The following is a 19,819-nucleotide window of genomic DNA, read 5'->3' on the forward strand; positions in this document are numbered from 1 at the left end:
CTTTTTTCCCCGGATGAGAGCGGCGACAGAGTGCTGTTCAAGCTGGCGAGACGGCGGTATGATTCGGGCGCTGCATCAAGAATGCGAATCATATGCATTAACAGTTACTTTTGTTCTGTTAACATTTTCAGGAGAGAAAATGCGTCTGTCTGCCCTCTTTACCACTACGATTCTGGCTTCTGCCTTAGCGCTTACCGGATGTGATGACACCACGGCACAAACCACCGCCTCAGCCAATACCCTTAAAGTTGAGCATGCACAGGGCACTACCGAGGTTGCTCAGGCACCGAAAAAAGTCATTGTGCTGAATCCCTCCACGCTGGATAACATCGATGCACTACAGATCCCGGTCGCTGGCGTGCCGAAAAACAGTACGCACCTGCCCGCTTTCCTGGCGAAATATCAGGGCGACGCTTACCTGAATGCCGGTACGCTGTTTGAGCCAGATTTTGAAGCCATCAGCAATGCCAAACCTGACCTGATTATTGCGGGCGGCCGCGCCCACGACGCCTACGATAAGCTCAGCGCTATCGCGCCGACCATTGCGCTGGACGTCGATCCTAAACAGTTCACGCAAAGTCTGATCCAACGCGTAGGGCAACTGGGCGAGATCTTTAACAAGCAGCAAGAAGCGAAAGCGCTGACCGATGCCTTTATGGCAAAAATCGCTGCGCTGCGCGAAAAATCTGAGCATGCCGGCAGCGTGATGGTGATCATGGTAAGCGGCGGCAAAATGTCTGCTTATGCGCCAGGCTCCCGCTTTGGCTTTATCTTTGACGAGCTGGGCTTTAAGCCTGCGGCCACCTTTTCTCAGGCGGGCAAGCACGGCAACGTGGTGACCTCTGAATTTATTATGAATACCGATCCTGACTGGCTGTTTGTCCTGGATCGCGACAGCGCTATTGGCCGCGCCGAAGGGGAATCCGCTCAGCAGGTGCTGGATAACGCGCTGATTCATAAAACCAAAGCCTGGCAGAACAAACATATCGTCTACCTTGACTCCTCGTCGCTCTATATCGCTGGCGGCATTCAAAGCTATACGCGCCTGATGGATAACATCAGTACCATGCTGAACGATGCCAGCGCGTCACAGCAGAGCGCCAGCGCCGCCATGGAAAGCGCTAACGGCACGATGGAAAGCACCCGCGCTGACACTGAAAGCGCCACGGACAGCGCTGAAAGCGAGTAATCATTAATCTAATGAAGAGTTTCAGCTTTGTCGCAGGCCTGGTGATTTTGCTGGGCCTGATGACCTGGAGTCTGTTTGTCGGCGTTAGCCCGGTTACCTTCTCCCGACTGTGGAGCGATGCGGAAGTGCGCGACGTTTTCTTTCTCAGTCGCGTGCCGCGCACCCTCGCCCTGCTGCTGGCCGGCAGCGCGGTCAGCGTGGCCGGGCTGATTATGCAGATGCTGACGCAGAATCGCTTCGTTGAGCCTTCCATTGCTGGCACCACGCAGTCTGCCAGCCTCGGCCTGCTGCTGGTAATGATCGTCAATCCTGCCGCGCCGGTAATAGTTAAGATGGGGGTCGCCACGCTGTTTGCGCTGGCAGGCACCGGCCTGTTTTTGCTGGTGCTGCAGCGGATGCGGATTAAAACGCCGCTGATGGTGCCGCTTACCGGCATTATGCTGGGCGCAATTTTCAGCGCGGTGACCACCTTTCTGGCAATGGAATTCGATCTGCTGCAGTCGCTGGGCGGTTGGGAAGCGGGAGACTTTTCCGGCGTACTGCAGGGCCGCTACGAGCTGCTGTGGCTGACCGGTATATTAACCGTGCTGGCCTGTGTTATTGCTGACCGCTTTACCGTTGCCGGGATGGGACGGGAATTCGCAGTTAACGTCGGCCTGAACTATCGCCAGGTGGTATTTCTCGGTATGGCGATTATTGCGCTGATCAGCGGCGTGGTGATCGTGGTGGTGGGCGTACTGCCCTTCCTTGGTCTGATCGTACCCAATGTGGTAAGCATGGCCATCGGCGACAACCTGCGCCGCACCATTCCGTGGGTAGCGCTGTGCGGCGGCGGGCTGGTGGTGTTGTGCGATATTATTGGTCGTTTGATCAGTTTTCCGTGGGAGATCCCGGTTAGCGTGATCCTCGGCTGCCTGGGCGCGGCGATATTTCTGCTGTTGATTTTAAGGAGCCGCCGTTATGCAGGCTGACAGTTCCGTAATGCGACCGGCGCGGCGTGCGCGGCGTCTCTGCTTTGCTACGCCCGCCAGGCGGTTAATGGGATTAAGCGCGCTGGCGCTGCTCTCCATCGTGCTGTTTATGACCATCAACCTTGGCGGCAATATTGGCTATATTCTGATGCATCGCGGCCTGATCCTCGCCACTATGCTGCTGGTGGCGTTCGCCTCCGGTATTGCCACGCTGCTGTTTCAAACCGTCACCAACAACCGTATCCTGACCCCTTCGGTAATGGGACTGGAGACACTGTTTGTTCTGATCCAGACCATGCTGATCTTTTTTATTGATGCTAACGGCTTAAAGATGCTGGGCACGGTGGGGCAGTTTATCTGTGAAGCGGCACTGCTGGTGCTGTTTTCCACTTTCCTTTACCGCTGGCTGCTGGGCAGGATCGGTATCAATCTTCATATGGTACTGCTGGTAGGCCTGGTGTGCGGCACGCTGTTCCGCAGCATTTCCGGTCTGCTGCAGCGTCTGCTGGAGCCGGGCGAATTCGCTATTTTACAAAGCCGTATTTTCGCTACCTTTACCCGCGCCGCGCCGGAGATCATCGTGATTTCCGCCGTGGCGGTGCTGGCAGTGGCGCTGCTGGTGTGGCGAATGCGTCACAGCCTGGATGTGCTTGCGCTGGGACGCGATATGTCGATTGGGCTGGGCGTACCGTGGCGTCGACACGTTACGTTGATTCTGTTGCTGGTCTCACTGCTGGTGGCGCTCTCTACCGCGCTGGTTGGGCCGCTCACCTTTTTCGGTCTGCTGGTAGCCAACCTGAGCTATCAGCTTATTGGCTCGCATCGTCATCACTATTTGCTGCCCGGCGTGGTGTTAATCGGCATTATTACACTGGTCGGCGGGCAGGTTATTCTGGAGCGGGTGCTACATATGGCCGGTTCGCTTTCCGTAGTGATTGAATTCGCTGGCGGCGCGCTGTTCCTCTGGTTTTTGATTAAAAAGGCTGCGGTGTGATTGAAGTTAAAGAGATTTGTAAAAGCTACCAAAACAGCAAAGTGCTGGACCGCATCAGCGAAACCATTCCGGCTGGCGGCATTACCTCGATTATCGGCGCTAACGGCGCGGGTAAATCCACGTTGCTGTCGGTGATTAGCCGCCTGCTGACGGCTGACAGCGGCAGCGTATGGGTAAACGGCCTGGAGGTGGCAAAAACGCCCGATGAGCAGATGGCGAAAGTGCTGTCGGTGCTGCGTCAGGAAAACCACTTTACCAGCCGCCTGACGGTAGAAGATTTAGTCGGCTTTGGACGCTATCCCTGGTCTAAGGGGCGGTTAACCGCAGAGGATCATCAGCATATTATTACGGCAATGGCGTTTCTGGATCTGCTGCCGCTGAAAGACCGCTATCTGGACCAGCTGTCGGGCGGCCAGCGTCAGCGCGCCTGCGTAGCGATGGTGCTGTGCCAGGATACCGATTATGTGCTGCTGGATGAACCGCTGAATAATCTGGATATGAAACACAGCGTGGCGATGATGAAACAGCTGCGCCGCGCTGCGGATGAACTGCATAAAACCATTATCCTGGTGATCCATGATATCAATTTCGCCGCAGCCTATTCCGACCATATCATCGCGATGAAACAGGGCGAGGTACTCTATCGCGGAACGCCGCAGGAAATCATGCAACCGGAGATTATCGAAGCGATTTTCGATACTCGTGTGCATATTGAAACCCTGCATGGCCAGCCTGTTGCTATCTACTACCGCTAATTTCCGGTTGCGCCCCCAGACGCAACCGGAAAATGGCAGGCAAAAACGCGTTATCCGCAACGCGCCCGGCCAGCGTGATTACTTGCCTTTATGGGTATTCACCACCTGACCGATGCCCTTGCCTTGCAGCTCTTCTGCCGGATCGGCAAAGAAATCGATATTGAAATAGGTGTCGTCGGTCAGCAGTTCCACATGGTGCCAGTATTCCGGTGGGCTGATGCCGAAATGCCCTGCCTCGATCACCACTTCGATTTCCGGCGTTTCGTCATGCTCGCTGGCAAAGCCATAATATTTCACCGCGCCCTGCATCACTGAAAGGCGGCCATAAACGCCCTTTTTAGTGTTGTGGTGGGTCAGCAGCGCACGCGGCACGCTCTCTTTATTCCAGAACGGGGTGGAACGGGTATGTACAAAATGGGCAGGAATGCGATGTGCCATGATGAAATCCTCTTGTTTTTTCATTTAATCTTTCTGCTAATGTTTGTTTTGCAACCTCCGTGCCATCCTAGTTAAGCATTGTATTGTCAACGGGTTACATTATCCGCCGCTACGCCAGATTGTTAAAAAGACCACCCTCAACGCTGTCGATTTGACAGTCAACCGTCTTACTGACAATACTTTGCCGCTGGTTAAAGCCTGTACCGCCAGGCATAACCTTGCTGCGCGTTTTACTGTCGGCCCGCGCAACTTCTGTTAAACTGAGCGCCGCAAACCCGCCTGATTAGAGATTTTCCCGTGACTGCTTTTTCCACCCTGACGCAACTGCCCGCCAGCCAGCTCGATAACCTGCGCGAAATGGGCTTCGATGCCATGACGCCCATTCAGGCCGCCTCTCTGCCCGCCATTCTTGACGGTCGCGACGTGCGCGCCCAGGCAAAAACCGGCAGCGGCAAGACCGCTGCGTTTGGGCTGGGCATCCTGCAACATATTGATACTGCGCAATACCAGACTCAATCGCTGGTGCTGTGCCCTACGCGTGAGCTGGCTGAACAGGTCAGCAATGAGCTGCGTCGCCTGGCGCGCTTTACGCGCAATATAAAAATTCTGACGCTGTGCGGCGGCCAGCCGGTAGCCGCTCAGCGCGATTCCCTGGTGCATGCGCCGCATATTGTGGTGGGCACGCCGGGCCGTATTCTCGATCACCTGAAGCGTGAAACGCTGGATCTTTCTCAGCTGCGTTCGCTGGTGCTGGATGAAGCGGACCGCATGCTGGAGATGGGCTTCCTGGAAGATATGGAAGTGATTGTCAGCCATACGCCGCCGCAGCGTCAGACACTGCTGTTTTCCGCTACCTGGCCGCACGGCATTATTGCCATCAGCAAGCGTTTTCAGCGTGATGCGCTCTCTATCGCCACGGAAGATGTCACCGAGCTGCCAACCATTGAGCAATACTTTTATGAGGCGAGCAGCCGGGAAAAATTAACGCTGCTGATCGCCCTGCTCAGTCAGCAGCAGCCCACCTCCTGCGTGGTGTTTTGCAACACCAAACGCGAGTGCGACGATATTGCCGCCGCGCTGGAGAACAGCAATATCAGCGCGCTGGCGCTGCATGGCGATCTGGAACAGCGCGATCGCGATCGGGTGCTGATCCGCTTTGCTAACGGCAGCTGTCGGGTGCTGGTGGCAACCGATGTCGCCGCGCGCGGGCTGGATATCAAAGCGCTGGCGATGGTAGTGAACTATCAGCTCTCTTTCGATCCGGAAGTGCATGTTCACCGTATTGGCCGCACCGCGCGTGCCGGTGAACAAGGTACGGCGGTCAGCTTTGTCGCGCCGGATGAGATGGTGCGTGCGCATGCGCTGGAAGACTATTTACAGCAGACGCTGAACTGGGTCTCTTCCGCTACGCTGAAAAATCAGCCGCAGCAGGCGCTGCCCGCCGCGATGATGACGCTTTGTATTGACGGTGGTCGCAAAGCGAAAATCCGTCCGGGCGATATTCTTGGCGCGCTAACCGGCGAGGCGGGATTCAGTGCCGATCTGATCGGCAAGATTGATTTGACCCCGACACATGCCTATGTGGCTATCGCCGCCGCTCAGGCGAAGACGGCGCTGATTAAGCTCAAACAGGGCAAGATCAAGGGCAAAAGCTGCCGCGCTATCCTGCTGAAATAACCCTGCGGCGCGCTTTTATAACCAAAAGCGCGCCTGCTGCCTGGGTTTATCCGCAGGCGTCAATTTCCCGGAATGAATTTGTTTGTCGGCAACATGATAAAGGCGATGCCGTTCGCTTTTTTACGGCGTAACAGGCTCTTTGCTCTCCACCCTTTCTTTATTTGTTACCTGCAACGCGGTCTGCAACTGGATGAACAGCATTTCATCGGCCGCGCTCCACATCTCACCTTTTCCCTTCAGCAGCTCACGCAGCAGCGTTGACCACTGTCCAATGCGAATCCACTCTTCCGAAGACAAAACGGGTAATGATGCTTTATCTGCTACAACAGCCATAAACAACCCCATAAATCAATGATGTCCGCTAAAGCCGAATGCTGGCGGTAAGCTATGTTAATTCAGAGAGGTCAGGGTTTCCCAGCAATTGACCCGAAGCCGGTGATTTTCCAGATTTTCTTTAGCTGCGCTGACAATAACGTCTACCCTTATTTTGGGAAGAAACCAGACTATAAAGGGAGCCACGTGAGCTATGGTTGTGAACAGTATCGTTTATCGCAACGGAGAGCGGGGAGAAGTGATTGCTCCCGAAAACATCAGCGACATTATCAATGAGCCGGATGCGTTTATCTGGCTGGGGCTGTATCAACCCGATCCACCCTTTATGAAAAAGATGCAGGAGGAGTTTGGCCTGCATGAACTGGCGATTGAGGATGCTCTTACCGCCCACCAGCGCCCCAAGATTGAACAGTATGGCGAATCGCTGTTTATTGTGCTGAAAACGGCGCACCTGACGGAAGAGAACCGCATTGAATTTGGCGAAACCCACTTCTTTGTCAGCGAAAAATTCCTGATTACCGTACGTCACGGGGCATCTGATAGCTATGCGCCGATCCGCCTGCGCGCGGAGGAGCGTAGCGAAATGTTAGGTAAAGGGGTCGGCTTTCCGCTTTACTGCATTTTTGACTTTATCGTGGATAACTACAGCAACATCACCGCCGCGCTCGGCGGGCGTATCAACGAGCTGGAGGGGGCAATGTTCCGCACCGAATTCGATCGCCGGTCGGTGCAGGAGGTTTATACGCTGCGACGTCAGCTGCTGGCACTGCGTAACGCAGCGATGCCGGTTGATGAGATATGCAATCAGCTGATTCGCCTGCATGAAAATATTATTCCTAAACCGCTGCGCGCCTATATCCGCGACGTGCAGGATCATGCGCATCACGTGGTCACCGATACCGATGATATGCGTGAAATTCTGACCAACGCCATGCACGTAAACCTGGCGCTGGTGACGGTACAGCAAAACGAAGTGGTGAAAAAGCTGGCGGGCTGGGGCGCAATCCTGGTGATCCCGACGGTGATTTTCAGTATGTATGGGATGAACTTTGAAAGTATGCCGGAACTGCATTCGCCGTTTGGCTACCCGCTGGCGATTGGCGGCACGCTGGCGGCCTGTGGGGCGCTCTATCTACGTCTGAAACGCGCCCGCTGGCTGTAGAGCGGCCAGCGGACGTGAAACATCGTGGCTTTGGCGAAACCGCGCAGGGAACACCGTACGGGCGCAACTGTTGCCCGTACGGTTACCCATTAGCTTTCTGTTTGCGACGAACGCAGTTTAAAGACCCCAACGCTTTCCAGCAGCTTTTCTGCCTGGTGCTGGAGCGACTGCGCCGCCGCCGTTGACTCCTGCGACAGCGAGGCATTTTGCTGAGTCGCGGTATCCATCTGCGTGACCGCAAGGTTAACCTGATCGATGCCGGTACTCTGCTCTTCACTGGCAGCTGAAACGCTCTCCATCAGTTCGCTAACGCGTTTCACGCCGGTAATAATCTCCGCCATGGTCTCACCCGCGCTTTTCACCAGTTCGTTGCCTTCCGCCACACAGCTTACTGAGCGGTCAATCAAGCGGCGAATATCCTGCGCGGCGCTGGCCGAACGCTGCGCCAGCGCGCGCACTTCGGCGGCGACCACCGCAAAACCGCGTCCCTCCACCCCGGCACGTGCCGCCTCTACTGCGGCGTTGAGCGCCAGAATATTGGTCTGGAAAGCGATGCCGTCGATAACGCTGATAATGTCATTAATCTGCCGTGAAAACTGGTGGATCTCGCCCATCGTTTCCACCACTTTATCCACCATCTCGCCACCCTGCCCGGCCATTTTGCTGGTATCACTGGCGATAGCGCTGGCGTGACCGGCGTTGCGGGCGTTGTTTTTCACCACCGATGTCAGCTCTTCCATCGAGGCGGCAGTCTGTTCCAGCGCGCTGGCCTGCGATTCGTTGCGTGAAGAGAGCTCACGGCTGCCGGTAGCGATCTGGATAGAAGCGGTCGCGATGGTTTCGGTGCCGTTGCGTACCCCAGCGACAATTGACGCCAGGTTATCATTCATCTCGCGCAGCGCCGTCATCAGCTCAGCGGTTTCATCCCGTCCCTGCGGAGTGATAACGGTTTGCAAATCTCCCGACGCCACGGTACGCGCGACCGATACGGCTGCTTTCAGCGGATGCGTAATGCTGCGTACCAGCCACCAGGTGATCAGGCTGCCTGCCAGCAATACCGCAATCATCGTGAGCCAGAGCAGGTTACGTGTCTGCTGGTATTGCGTCAGGCTGCGCTCTGACATCTGCTGATTCAGGAGCTGGGCATGCGCCAGGGTTCGCGTGACCACTTCGTCGATCATTTTAGTTGGTTCGCGATCGATGCCGGAAACCAGATGATCCACACGCTGGGCGCTACTGGCATCTGAAATATCATATTGTTGCAGCGCATCAATATACTGCTGTTGCAGGCTGGCATGGAGCTGTAGCGTCTTCTGCACGACTTGCGGGTCCATACCGATCTCCCGCTGCAACGTTAACAGCTTTTGCAATAACCCCTGAGTTTGCTCGCTCTGCTTTAGAAACGCCGCACGATATTTATTGAATGTTTCTTCGCCCTGGGTACCGCGCAGCAGAATATTTTTCCACTCCTGTACCTGCAGTTTGAACTGTACCTGAGCGTTACGCGCGGTATCGATACTTTCGGCCACACGCATTTCACTGGCCATGATTTCGTTGATTTTTTCCAGCCCCCCGGCATTAACGCTAATACCGCGTAGCCCGCAAAACAGCGTGGCCAGCAGCAATAATGTGGCAAGGAAACCGAGACGTTGCCCGATTTTGAACTGATTGAGTTTCATATTTTTCCCGTGGTGATAAAAAAACGCCGCCAGTGTGGTGCGTTCATGGGTTATCGACCGCGAGGCAACGGGGCTTTATGGCTAATGCAGAGAATAAGCGCGGAGAGCAAAAAAGGTTTTATCGGCTGACGCGCCCGCAGCATTAACTGGGAGTTTATACGGGCGCGGGGCCGACAGAATCACGGATGACCAGGGTTCCGGTTAAACCATGCTCTGGCGTAACAGGCGATAGCTGAAGAATTTGCTCTACCGCGCACTGGATCATTTGCTCAATCGGCGTATCCAGCGTGGTCAGCGCCGGAGAAAAATAGTGGCCGACTTTGGCATTATCAAACCCGGCGACAGAAATATCCTGCGGCACCCTGACGCCACGATCGGTAAGCGCCTTGATCGCGCCCAGCGCCATGTCATCGTTGGCGGCCAGTATCGCGGTAAAAGGCTCTGCGCTATCAATTAGCGTCAACGCTGCCTGATAACCGCTTTCCATACTCCAGTCGCCCTGAGCAATTAGCGCGGCGCTGTACGGGTTGACGTAATCCTGCCACGCCTGCTGACGCGCTTTATTGCTGGGAGACGGCATTTTGCCGCAAATCCAGGCGATGCGGGTGTGTCCCTGACTCAGCAGATATTCCATCATGATTTCACCGCCGCGATAGTGATCGATAAAAATATTGCGATCAGGACGCACGGTAAGCCGCTGGTTAAGGATCATCACCGGCACCGGACTTTCATTAATGATTTTTTCCAGCTGCGCCTGGGTGGTATGGCGGGCATAGACCATGATGCCGGCGCATTTCATCCGCACCAGAAAATCGATGGCGTTGATCTCTTCGTCAGCGGAATGTTTACCATCAGCAAAAATAAGCCGGTGGTCATGCTGCTCGCAAAACTTCGCCGCGTTATAAACCAGCGTAGAGAAAAAGGGACCGTTATACACTTCATTAGTGATGACCAGGCCAATCATGCTGCTTTTTTGCGTGGCCAGCTGCTGCGCCAGCAGATTGGGACGATAGCCCGTCTCGGCAATCGCTTTATACACCAGCGCTTTAACTTCCTCCCTGACGACGTTTTTACCATTTAGTACGCGTGATACCGTGGATTTGGATACCCCGGCACAACGCGCAACGTCCAGCATAGTCACCATTACAGCCTCGCTTATAGAGAGAACGATCTCCTTTAACAGGAGCGGCTAAAACGGGCGCCAGTATAGCGTAAAGATCATCCGGTAGAAGTAAGTTGTCGACGATAAAAAGGGTTCTGATGAACCCTTTAACTTATCGTTAGCTGAGCGCCATTACCGGCGCGCCGGAGACGACCGGGCCGTTATGGAGATATTTGGTTAACTGATAATCTTCACCATTGATGACCAGGAAAGGCGTGGTGATATCATAGCCAGCGGCGATAATGTCCTGGCGTTGAAACCTGATCAGCGGCGTGCCTGCCGTGACCTTATCCCCAACGCTGACCAGCGTGGAAAAGTGCTGCCCGCCGAGCTTCACCGTATCCAGGCCAACATGTATCAGCAATTCCGCGCCGTTAGCGCACAGCAACCCTACGGCGTGATGGCTGTCGACGGTACTGGCCACCTCAGCATCGCAGGGCGCGACGATGGTCTCCTCTTCCGGCACGATGGCGATACCGTCGCCCAGCAGGCCACCGGAAAAAATTTCATCCCTAACCTCAGCCAGCGGCAGCGCTTTGCCCGCCACGGGACTCATCAGCATTAAGGCTGAAGTAACATTTGCAGATGCGCGCTCTAAGGTCGCGGGCGTGGAAACAGCAGCATGTGGGCCGGCAGCGTTTTGAGAGGCGGTGCCGGAAGCAGCGTTTTGAGAGGCGGTGCCGGAGGCAGCGGCAGAGGCCGCCGGGCCTGGTGCGGCGCGCGTCTCATCCGCTTTGGCTTCCGGCTCTTTAAAGCCCACCAGGAAAACCAGAATAAAGGTCACCGCCATTGTCACCAGCACGCCCGTAACTTCCCCGATAAAGGACATCGGATTTTCCGGGCTAATAGCGTTTACAATGGTTAACAGCCCCGGCAGACCGGCATAGGCGTAGTAATAGCTGCCGAACAGGCTGGTGACAATCGCCCCGACTGCACCGCCGATACAGCCGCAAATAAAAGGCTTTTTCAGCTTCAGCGTTACGCCATAAATGGCAGGCTCGGTAATGCCGAACACGCCGGTCAACCCGGCAGAGTAAGCAACGGTTTTAAAACCGCGCTGCTTTGCTTTCAGCGCACAGGCGAAGGCGGCCGCCATCTGCCCGACCACGGCCATGGTCTGAAAAGCCTGAAATGAATCGCGCCCGTGCAGGTCAAAGTTGGCCATGACCACGGGCGTAATCCCCCAGTGGACGCCAAAGATCACGATAACCTGCCATACGCCGCCAATTACCGCCGCCGCCAGCGCGGGCGCGGTGTCAAACAGCCAGTTGTAGCCCCAGGCAATGCCATTGGCAAGACCAGAGGTCACCGGCCCAATCAGCACCAGCGTCAGGGGAACCATAATCACCGCACAGATAAGCGGCGTGAACAGCGGGGCAACCACCTGTGGCAACCCGCGCTCAACAAAACGTTCCAGATAAGCGAGGCCCAGCACCAGGAACAGCGGCGGCAAAACGGATGAGGTATAGACCGTTTCAGCCAGCGGCAAAGAGAAAAAGGTTACCGTATCGCCTTTAGCGATCTGCGCGGCTATTACCGCCCAGTCGGGATTGATCAGCGCACAGCAGCAGAACAGCGCAATAAACATATTGCACTTAAAGAATTTAGAGGCGGTAACGGCAATAAAGACCGGCAGGAAAGCAAAGGGCGTCCAGGAGATAAAGTTAAGCACGCTAAAGGCGCCGGTTTGCTGAAACGAGGGCAGAAACCAGTTAACGGTGATCAAAATCCCCTGCAAAATACCGGCTGCCGCCAGCACGTAGATAATCGGCGCAAATACCGCAGACATGGTTGCAATCACCGTATCCAAAAAGCGCCTTTTCTCGCTGCTGTTTTGCAGCTTATCGGGATCAACAATAGCGGCAAGCGCATCATAAACATCCGCGACGTGCGTGCCGATGACCACCTGAAACTGGCCGCCGCTAAGCACTACGGTAATCACGCCGGGCAGCTGCTTAACCTTTTCAACCGCGCCAGCAGGCACATCTTTTAACACCAGCCGCAGGCGCGTTGCGCAGCGGGTAAAGCCGATCAGGTTCGTTTCCCCTCCCGTCTCATTCAGAATCTCAGAGGCTAATTTAGAATAATCTCTTATTTTTCCCATGGTCATTCCCTGCTGCTCAGTAGTTGAAACCGGTTTCATCCTGGCATCGGCACTATTTTCTGCAACCGGTTTCAAAAGGAACTGTGCATCGCATCGCAGTTTTCCTGCTGAGAGACAAAACAATCCGAACGCTGCGTTTCAGACGATAAAAAGCAAAGCAAGGCGGCTGCGGCGTTACAGGCGCACGTTGAAAACAGGGGATAAGAAGCAGAGCGGCGGACGGGGTTAGCCTTTTACCGCTGGCGTGTCGCGGTTGGGAGCTTGCTAAAGGGAAAGCCGACCGGCCTTCCCCCGGAAATAGCTGATAACCGTTATTTCATACTGGCGTAAATGGTCCCGACGTTATGTTTAAATGCTGCTTCATAGGTGGGTGCCGGCCCTTTTTCATCACTGAGCGCCTCCGGATAAAGCTCGCCGCCCTGCTGCGCACCGCTGGCCGCCGCAATCTGTTTTACCAGACGCGGATCGGTCTGATTCTCAATGAAATAGGTTTTAATCTTTTCCTGTTTAATCTGCTGGATCAGGCGGCCCACCTCGCTGGCGCTGGCTTCCGCTTCGGTGGAAAAGCCTACCGGTGACAGGAAATGCACGCCATATTCAGCGGCGAAATAACCAAACGCGTCGTGGCTGGTTAATACCTTACGCTTGCTTGCGGGTACGGTGGCAAAGGTCTCTTTGGCCCAGGCATCCAGCTTCTCCAGCTTTTGAATATAGGCATTGCCGCGCTGCTCAAAGTAGGCTTTATCCTGCGGATCGGCGGCAATCAACGCCTCCATCACGTTGCGCGCATAGACCGCGCCGTTTTTAGCGCTGTTCCAGGCGTGAGGATCGGTTACCTTTTGCCCCTCCTCTTCCATGCTACGGGTATGAATACCCTCAGAAGCGGTGATCACTTTTCCCCTGTAGCCGGAAGCAGTGACCAGCCGATCCATCCAGCCTTCCAGCCCCAGCCCGCTGACAAACACCACATCAGCCTTATTCAGCGCCAGGCTATCTCTGGGTGATGGCTGAAACGCATGGGGATCGCCGTTGCGTCCCACCAGCGAAGTTACCGTCACATGTTCGCCGCCAACCTGCTGCACAATATCAGCCAGCACCGAAAAACTGGCGACGGTAGTGACCGTTTTTGCCAGCAGCGCCGGACTGACCATAAACAACGACAGCACAGAATATTTCCACAGCACAGACTTCATGTTTTCCTCACCCTTTTACCCGGTTATAAGTTAATCGAAACAGACCTTTTTCCACGCCAAACAGCACCGAAACCAGGAACCCCAGACTGGCGGTTAAGACAATGGCTGGCCCAGCCGGTATCGACTGATACCAGGACCAGGTAAGCCCGATAAAGGAACTGCCCATGCCGATGAGCACCGCCAGCAGCAGAATAATTGGTAAGCGATTTGACCAGCAGCGCGCGGCGATGGCAGGCAGCATCATCAGCCCCACCGTCATGAGCGTGCCGAGGATCTGAAACCCGGCAACCAGATTCATCACCACCAGCGCCAGAAACAGCGCATGGATCAGCCGTGGAGTATGCTGACTGCGCACTTGCAAAAATGTCATATCAAAGGCTTCAGCAACGATCGCGCGGTAGCCCAACGCCAGCGTTAACAGCGTTAGCGTGGCGATGACGCCGATAAAGATCAGCGCCGTTCGATCCACCGCCAGCAGCGAGCCAAACAGCAGATGCAACAGATCGACGCCGCTGCCGCGTAGTGAAACCAGCACCACCCCCAGCGCCAGCGATCCCAGATAGAACCCGGCGAAGCTGGAATCTTCGCGTAGCGTGGTCACAGAACTCACCCAGCCCGCCAGCAGCGCCACCAGCAACCCGGCAATGAACCCCCCGGCTCCCATCGCCAGCAGCGACATGCCGGAAAACAGGTAGCCGACCGCCACGCCGGGTAAAACCGCATGCGAAAGTGCATCGCCAATCAGGCTCATGCGCCGCAGCAACAAGAAGACGCCCAGTGGCGTTACGCTTAACGATAAGGCGAGGCAGGCCACCAGCGAGCGACGCATAAAGCCAAAAGCGGTAAAGGCCTCAAGGATATGTTGCGTCATGAGCGTACTCCCTGCCCCACCGCGCAGCGCACCAGCGAGAGCGGCCGCTCGGCGTTTTCCGGCATAATGTCAGCGGTTTTTCCCCAGTGGTAATGCCCGTCATGCAGATAGAGCAGTTGCGGAAAATGACGCTCCACCATGTGCTGGTTATGTAAAACGGTCAGGATGGTTTTTCCTTCCGCATGCAGCCTTTCGATAACCCGCAGCAGGAAAGTGCTGGTCTGACTGTCGATGCCGGTAAAAGGCTCATCCAGCAAGATGACTGACGCGTCCTGCACCAGCATGCGTGCAAACAACATGCGTTGAAACTGGCCGCCGGAAAGCTGACTAATTGCCCGTCCCGCCAGATCCAGCAGCCCAACCTGCTCCAGCGCCGCCTCAATCCGCTCATGCATGCTGCGGCCGATTCCCCTGAGCATGCCGTTTGCTGGCCAGCTTCCCATCGCCACCACCTCAATCACCCGCAGCGGAAAGTGATGGTCGATCTCACTTTGCTGCGGCAGCCAGGCGATCTGCCTGCCGTCTGGCTCAAAACGCACCGCCCCACTGACCGGCGGGAGCAAACCGGCAATGGTTTTAAGCAGCGTGGACTTGCCCGCGCCGTTAACGCCCATAATGGCCGTCAGGCTACCGCGCCGGAACTGTCCGCTAATCGGCTGGCTTAGCGCCTCTCCGCGATAGCCTGTAACCAGTTTCTCCAGCGTGATCATGCGATAGCGTCCGCCCATTGAATGGCAGCCCACAGTACAGCCAGCAACAGGCTGATCCAGAGCGCCCGAATGAGCGCGGATTGGGCCAGTAGGGTGAAACCCATTCGCCTGCGGAAAGAGAAAGCTTCAAACATACGTTACTCAATATCAGTTAGTTACATGAGAAGACGTGCGTACTGCCTGCGGCATGAACACCTGTGTGGAACGATGTCGGCACAGGAAACGCACGTTCCGGCTGTTGATTTGAATGTTATAACATAACAATATTGAATAACAAAGCGAGGCAGAACGCACTATTTGTTACGGTTGATGATCAAAGGCAGGTGATAGCAGGGAAACCAACAAACAGAGAAATCGGCGCAGCCATCGCGCGCTGCGCCTTACGATATTAAGATAAGGTATGTTCGGTTCGGGCGATAATATCATCCTGCGCATCCGGAGAGAGCGCGGTAAAGAAAGCCGAATAGCCTGCGACCCTGACCACTAAATCACGATATTGATCGGGATGCTTTTTCGCTTCGATCAGCGTTTCGCGGGACACGATGTTGTACTGAATATGCCAGCCTTTATGATCTTCAAAAAAGGTGCGCAGCAGCGCCATCAGCTTCTGGCGATCGTTATTGTTTTCCAGCGTCGCCGGATTCAGCTTCTGGTTAAGCAGGACGCCGCCCAGAATAGAGCCGGTTGGCAGCTTACCGACCGAGCCGATAACGGCGGTTGGCCCCAGATGATCGGTGCCGGAAGCCGGGCTTGCGCCCTCCGCCAGCGGCGTTTTCGCCTTACGGCCGTCGGGCGTGGCCATGGTCTGCGCGCCGAACGGCACATTCGCTGAAATAGACGAGGTGCCGGCATAATAATTGCCGCCCACCGGACCACGGCCATAGCGCGGGTTATGATAATTTTTAATTTCGTCGATATAGGTCTGGTAGGCGCGCACCAGCAGCGCATCGACGCTGTCATCATCGTTGCCATATTTTGGTGCGCCGTTAATCAGGCGCTGACGCAGCTGTTCATGCGTTAAGCCGTCAAAGTCGCTGGCCAGCGCCTCCGCCAGCTGCTGCTGACCGATTATGCCCTGTTCAAACACCAGTTTTTTCACCGCCGTCAGGCTGTTGCCGAGGTTAGCGATCCCCACCTGCAGGCCCGATACCCAGTCATATTTCGCCCCGCCCTGCTTGATGCTTTTGGCACGTTCGATACAGTCATCCACCAGCGCCGAGCAGAGAATATCGTGAGCGTTCTCTTCCAGCACGGTATCCACCACATATTCGATCTCGATCGATTTGCGTGTGTAGTAACGGATCTGGTTGTCCCAGCATGTCAGCACCTCATCAAAGCTGTTGAAGTTGCCTTTTGACAAGGCTTGCTCCTGCGGCAGAAAGACTTTCCCGCTGGTGGCGTCGCGTCCACCCTCCAGCGCCGCCAGCATTATGCGTGCGAAGTTAATAAAGCTCATGCCGGTGCAGCGATAGCCCCACTTACCGCCTACTGCGGTTTCAATACAGCCGATAGCGGCATACTGATAAGCATCTTCCGCTGAGATACCTAACTTGATAAATTCCGGAATAACGATTTCATCGTTGTTAAAAGCGGGCATACCAAAGCCGCAGCGGATCACCTGCACGCAGGCATCAAGGAAATCATCGCTGATCCCTGCGTGATAACGCACGCTCAGGTTGGGCTGGGTAGAGCGCAGGCGACCACAGGATTCCAGAATCACATAAGAGAGCGGATTAACCGCATCCACGCCTTTGCCATTAATCAGGTTCTGACCGCCGATGGTGACGTTCTGATAGAGCGGGCTGCCCGCCGAAGCTTTTGAATGCGAGCCGGAGCGAATTTTATTGACCTCCAGCAGTTTGAGCCAGCAGCTGTGCAGCAGCTCAATTGCCTGTTCGCGACCCAGCGTTTGCTCCAGTTCGACATCGCGCCGGTAGAATGGATAGAGATATTGATCCATCCGGCCAAACGATACCGAGTGGCCATTAGACTCAATTTGCAGGATCAGCTGGATAAAGTAGCAAAGCTGTAACGCCTGCCAGAAGTTCTGCGGCGGCTGGTGGGCGATCACTTCACAGTTTTCGGCAATACGCAGCAGCTCCGCTTTACGCGCGCCGCGCTTTTCCTGCGCTGCCATCTGGTTCGCCAGCTCAGCGAAGCGTTTGATATGGTCGCTAACGCTTTCCAGCACAATAGCGATCGCTTTCAGAAACTGTTCACCATGCAGATCTTCCAGCACGGTAAGATTAAGGCGGCCACGGCGCTCCGCTACCTTATCGCGCAGGCCATCCAGCCCTTTCTCCAGCAGCAGCGGGAAGTTTACCGCCAGATGCGCATCGCCGGAGGTCATGTTTCCTTCTGCTTTGATAATGCCGGTGGCAAGCAGCGCCTGCTGCTCATGGGTAAACATACCGTAGCAGCGATCCTGCACTGTCTGCCCGCGCCACCACGGACACACCTCATGCAGCACGCGCTTGTTCTCTTCAGAGACGGAGAAACCCGCGCCGGGACGATCGGCAAGATCGTCGATCTCTTTTTCGATCCAGCTTACGGTATATTCCGGGAAGATCGGCGCGGCGCGGACTTCACTCGCCTGATTCCCTACGATCATTTCATCATGCTTAATCCAGATGGTACGGTGCGCCAGATGATGCGCCAGTGCCAGTGCCCGACGCACCGGCACCGGTTTATCCATATTTTCCTGATAGATTTTGGTGTAGTGCTGCGCGCGCTCAGTACAGACGGGCGGCTTAACAATATGGATCAACGCTTGTTTATGGGCCTTGATACGTTCGCTCAGGGTATCGAGTTTCAGGGTAGTCATGTTCTTATCCTCTTAATGTCGCTGTCAGGCCTTTTTGTTTTGCGTATGCCTCAGCAAAAGTTAATAGCGCCGGGCAATCCAGCGGTTTATCCGGCGCCAGATAGGGCTGATGAAGCAGGGCATATTTGTTCATGCCCAGCGTGTGATAAGGCAGAAAATGGATCTCTTTAACGCCAAGCTCATCGGCAGCGAAGTTAACAATGTCGGTAACCGCGCCCGGATTGGCGTTAAATTCCGGGATCAGCGGTACCCGGATAGTGATATTTTTCCCTGCCGCCGCCAGACGGCGTAGGTTGCCCAGCACGCGTTTCGCCGAGCCGTCGGTCCACTGCTTAAAGGTGCGTTCATCAACATGTTTCAGATCGGCCAGGAAGAGATCGATATATGGCAGCGAGGGTTCGACATAGCGCCAGGGCACATGCAGGCAGGTTTCTACCGCAGTGTGGATCCCCTCTTGCTGACACTGACGGAACAATGTGGCCGCCAGTTGCGGATTCATAAAGGGTTCGCCGCCAGAGAGCGTGACGCCGCCCTGACTGCGTTGGTAAAAGGCCCGATCGCGCCTGACCACGGCCATAATCTCTGCGGCATCTTTCTCTTCGCCGCATACGGTCAGCGCCAGCGTGGGACAGCAATTTTCCAGCGCGGCGATATGGTCAGGTTCGATTTTTTCACGCAGGATAATCAGGCCGTTTAAGGTCTTCTGAATCACCGCTGGCGCGGCCTGCTGACACAGATCGCACTCTGCCAGACAGAGCCGGGCGTCATATAGCAGATCTTTCTGGCGGGAACGGCTCTCGGGATTCTGACACCAGCGACAGCCCAGCGAGCAGCCTTTTAAAAACACCACGGTGCGAATGCCTGGACCATCATGGGTGGAATAGCGCTGGATATTAAAAATCATAAAGCCCCTTTTACGATTGAAGATTTAATAACTTTCGAAAGAAAGTAACGTTGACTTCAGTCAATAAAAAAGCGGGCACTGAGGATATACTCAGCGAAACTTGCTAAGCATCACGATTTATTAAGGAACCCTTTATGGAACTCTATCTCGATACCTCTGATGTCGTGGCCGTAAGACGCCTGGCGGAGATCTTCCCGCTGGCTGGCGTGACCACTAATCCCAGCATTATCGCCAGCGGTAAAAGGCCGCTTAAAGTGGTGCTGCCTGAACTTCAGCAAGCACTGGGCGGAAAAGGCCGGCTGTTTGCGCAGGTGATGGCAAGAGACGCTGAACAGATGGTGGAGGAAGCCAGAAAACTGCGCGCTATCATCCCTGATCTGGTGGTTAAGGTTCCGGTAACGGCTCAGGGCCTGGCAGCGATTAAACTGCTGAAACAGCAAGGCATTCCAACGCTGGGCACGGCGGTTTACGGCGCGGCGCAGGGTTTGCTGGCGGCGCTGGCCGGTGCGGAATATATCGCGCCCTATGTGAACAGGATTGATGCGCAGGGCGGCAATGGCATCCAGACGGTAAAAGAGTTACAGCAGTTACTCACACTGCATGCGCCAGAAACAAAAGTGCTGGCGGCCAGCTTTAAAACGCCGCGCCAGGCGCTGGATTGTCTGCTGACGGGCTGTGAATCTATTACGCTGCCGCTGGATGTTGCAGAGCAGATGATCGCCACGCCAGCGGTAAGCGCCGCCGTAGAAAAATTTGAGCAGGACTGGTTAGCCGCATTTGGCGCGCCTGGTTTCTGAGCGTTTCTAAGCCGTTAAATAATAAAAGCTTATTCGTGCGGCAGTCTCCCTTCCGT

At 55.3% G+C, this 19,819-nt stretch carries 16 protein-coding genes and 1 pseudogene; 7 read left to right on the plus strand and 10 right to left on the minus strand.

Annotated features, from left to right (window positions below; genetic code table 11):
* Nucleotides 1–139: 139 nt before the first annotated feature.
* From B1H58_RS02305 to B1H58_RS02320, 4 genes and pseudogenes are all read left to right on the plus strand, one after another.
* Nucleotides 140–1,093: pseudogene (locus B1H58_RS02305) on the plus strand (siderophore ABC transporter substrate-binding protein); the annotation flags it as partial.
* Nucleotides 1,094–1,200: 107 nt separating this feature from the next.
* The gene (locus B1H58_RS02310) at nt 1,201–2,160 is read left to right on the plus strand and encodes an ABC transporter permease (RefSeq protein ID WP_085067792.1); all 960 of its coding nucleotides are present in this window, start codon (nt 1,201–1,203) and stop codon (nt 2,158–2,160) included.
* 10 nt (nt 2,161–2,170) lie between these two features.
* Nucleotides 2,171–3,154 carry an iron chelate uptake ABC transporter family permease subunit gene (locus tag B1H58_RS02315; protein WP_237172474.1) on the plus strand — a complete coding sequence of 328 codons (984 nt, stop codon included), beginning with the start codon at nt 2,171–2,173 and terminating at the stop codon, nt 3,152–3,154.
* Nucleotides 3,151–3,909, plus strand: a complete 759-nt coding sequence (locus tag B1H58_RS02320; RefSeq protein WP_085067794.1) for an iron ABC transporter ATP-binding protein — start codon at nt 3,151–3,153, stop codon at nt 3,907–3,909. The genes B1H58_RS02315 and B1H58_RS02320 overlap by 4 nt, the downstream gene beginning before the upstream one ends.
* 78 nt (nt 3,910–3,987) lie before the next feature.
* Here B1H58_RS02320 and B1H58_RS02325 read toward each other — a convergent pair whose 3' ends face one another.
* Nucleotides 3,988–4,347 carry a TehB family protein gene (locus B1H58_RS02325; RefSeq protein ID WP_085072217.1) on the minus strand — a complete coding sequence of 120 codons (360 nt, stop codon included), beginning with the start codon at nt 4,345–4,347 and terminating at the stop codon, nt 3,988–3,990.
* Between the two features lie 297 nt (nt 4,348–4,644).
* On the opposite strand from B1H58_RS02325, the gene dbpA reads away from it, so the two are divergent.
* The gene (dbpA, locus tag B1H58_RS02330) at nt 4,645–6,024 is read left to right on the plus strand and encodes an ATP-dependent RNA helicase DbpA (protein WP_085067795.1); all 1,380 of its coding nucleotides are present in this window, start codon (nt 4,645–4,647) and stop codon (nt 6,022–6,024) included.
* Nucleotides 6,025–6,144: 120 nt separating this feature from the next.
* Here dbpA and B1H58_RS02335 read toward each other — a convergent pair whose 3' ends face one another.
* Nucleotides 6,145–6,357, minus strand: a complete 213-nt coding sequence (locus B1H58_RS02335; protein ID WP_085067796.1) for a hypothetical protein — start codon at nt 6,355–6,357, stop codon at nt 6,145–6,147.
* A gap of 193 nt (nt 6,358–6,550) precedes the next feature.
* On the opposite strand from B1H58_RS02335, the gene B1H58_RS02340 reads away from it, so the two are divergent.
* A complete protein-coding gene (locus tag B1H58_RS02340) occupies nt 6,551–7,519 on the plus strand; it encodes a magnesium and cobalt transport protein CorA (RefSeq protein WP_085067797.1) in 969 nt (322 codons plus the stop codon).
* Between the two features lie 89 nt (nt 7,520–7,608).
* Here the strand turns inward: B1H58_RS02340 and B1H58_RS02345 are convergent, their stop codons facing one another.
* The 8 genes from B1H58_RS02345 to B1H58_RS02380 all read right to left on the minus strand — a co-directional run bounded on the left by B1H58_RS02345 (nt 7,609) and on the right by B1H58_RS02380 (nt 18,966).
* The gene (locus tag B1H58_RS02345) at nt 7,609–9,198 is read right to left on the minus strand and encodes a methyl-accepting chemotaxis protein (RefSeq protein WP_085067798.1); all 1,590 of its coding nucleotides are present in this window, start codon (nt 9,196–9,198) and stop codon (nt 7,609–7,611) included.
* A 154-nt stretch (nt 9,199–9,352) separates the two neighbouring features.
* Nucleotides 9,353–10,342 carry a LacI family DNA-binding transcriptional regulator gene (locus tag B1H58_RS02350; RefSeq protein WP_085067799.1) on the minus strand — a complete coding sequence of 330 codons (990 nt, stop codon included), beginning with the start codon at nt 10,340–10,342 and terminating at the stop codon, nt 9,353–9,355.
* 136 nt (nt 10,343–10,478) lie between these two features.
* Nucleotides 10,479–12,464, minus strand: coding sequence for a glucose PTS transporter subunit IIA (locus B1H58_RS02355; protein ID WP_085067800.1), 1,986 nt, complete (start codon nt 12,462–12,464; stop codon nt 10,479–10,481).
* A gap of 311 nt (nt 12,465–12,775) precedes the next feature.
* A complete protein-coding gene (locus B1H58_RS02360) occupies nt 12,776–13,657 on the minus strand; it encodes a metal ABC transporter substrate-binding protein (RefSeq protein WP_085067801.1) in 882 nt (293 codons plus the stop codon).
* A gap of 7 nt (nt 13,658–13,664) precedes the next feature.
* Complete coding sequence (locus B1H58_RS02365; protein WP_085067802.1) at nt 13,665–14,528, minus strand: metal ABC transporter permease; 864 nt, start codon at nt 14,526–14,528, stop codon at nt 13,665–13,667.
* Nucleotides 14,525–15,271, minus strand: coding sequence for a metal ABC transporter ATP-binding protein (locus tag B1H58_RS02370; RefSeq protein WP_237172443.1), 747 nt, complete (start codon nt 15,269–15,271; stop codon nt 14,525–14,527). The genes B1H58_RS02365 and B1H58_RS02370 overlap by 4 nt, the downstream gene beginning before the upstream one ends.
* Before the next feature lie 355 nt (nt 15,272–15,626).
* Complete coding sequence (locus tag B1H58_RS02375; RefSeq protein ID WP_085067804.1) at nt 15,627–18,062, minus strand: formate C-acetyltransferase/glycerol dehydratase family glycyl radical enzyme; 2,436 nt, start codon at nt 18,060–18,062, stop codon at nt 15,627–15,629.
* 4 nt (nt 18,063–18,066) lie between these two features.
* Nucleotides 18,067–18,966, minus strand: a complete 900-nt coding sequence (locus tag B1H58_RS02380; protein ID WP_085067805.1) for a glycyl-radical enzyme activating protein — start codon at nt 18,964–18,966, stop codon at nt 18,067–18,069.
* A gap of 134 nt (nt 18,967–19,100) precedes the next feature.
* Here B1H58_RS02380 and fsa point away from each other — a divergent pair, with 134 nt between their 5' ends.
* Nucleotides 19,101–19,763 (plus strand): fructose-6-phosphate aldolase, encoded by a 663-nt coding sequence (gene fsa, locus B1H58_RS02385; RefSeq protein WP_085067806.1) that lies wholly within the window; start codon nt 19,101–19,103, stop codon nt 19,761–19,763.
* Nucleotides 19,764–19,819: the final 56 nt, after the last annotated feature.

The organism is Pantoea alhagi, assembly GCF_002101395.1.
Classification (GTDB): Bacteria; Pseudomonadota; Gammaproteobacteria; order Enterobacterales; family Enterobacteriaceae; genus Mixta; species Mixta alhagi.

What these genes read in the sequence shown, in the direction of transcription:
- B1H58_RS02325 (WP_085072217.1), bottom strand. Translation starts at nt 4,347, where the DNA reads ATGGCACATCGCATTCCTGCCCATTTTGTACATACCCGTTCCACCCCG.
- B1H58_RS02340 (WP_085067797.1), top strand. Translation starts at nt 6,551, where the DNA reads ATGGTTGTGAACAGTATCGTTTATCGCAACGGAGAGCGGGGAGAAGTG.
- B1H58_RS02365 (WP_085067802.1), bottom strand. Translation starts at nt 14,528, where the DNA reads ATGACGCAACATATCCTTGAGGCCTTTACCGCTTTTGGCTTTATGCGT.
- B1H58_RS02360 (WP_085067801.1), bottom strand. Translation starts at nt 13,657, where the DNA reads ATGAAGTCTGTGCTGTGGAAATATTCTGTGCTGTCGTTGTTTATGGTC.
- B1H58_RS02380 (WP_085067805.1), bottom strand. Translation starts at nt 18,966, where the DNA reads ATGATTTTTAATATCCAGCGCTATTCCACCCATGATGGTCCAGGCATT.
- B1H58_RS02355 (WP_085067800.1), bottom strand. Translation starts at nt 12,464, where the DNA reads ATGGGAAAAATAAGAGATTATTCTAAATTAGCCTCTGAGATTCTGAAT.
- B1H58_RS02375 (WP_085067804.1), bottom strand. Translation starts at nt 18,062, where the DNA reads ATGACTACCCTGAAACTCGATACCCTGAGCGAACGTATCAAGGCCCAT.
- B1H58_RS02310 (WP_085067792.1), top strand. Translation starts at nt 1,201, where the DNA reads ATGAAGAGTTTCAGCTTTGTCGCAGGCCTGGTGATTTTGCTGGGCCTG.
- B1H58_RS02345 (WP_085067798.1), bottom strand. Translation starts at nt 9,198, where the DNA reads ATGAAACTCAATCAGTTCAAAATCGGGCAACGTCTCGGTTTCCTTGCC.
- B1H58_RS02350 (WP_085067799.1), bottom strand. Translation starts at nt 10,342, where the DNA reads ATGGTGACTATGCTGGACGTTGCGCGTTGTGCCGGGGTATCCAAATCC.
- B1H58_RS02335 (WP_085067796.1), bottom strand. Translation starts at nt 6,357, where the DNA reads ATGGCTGTTGTAGCAGATAAAGCATCATTACCCGTTTTGTCTTCGGAA.
- fsa (WP_085067806.1), top strand. Translation starts at nt 19,101, where the DNA reads ATGGAACTCTATCTCGATACCTCTGATGTCGTGGCCGTAAGACGCCTG.
- B1H58_RS02315 (WP_237172474.1), top strand. Translation starts at nt 2,171, where the DNA reads ATGCGACCGGCGCGGCGTGCGCGGCGTCTCTGCTTTGCTACGCCCGCC.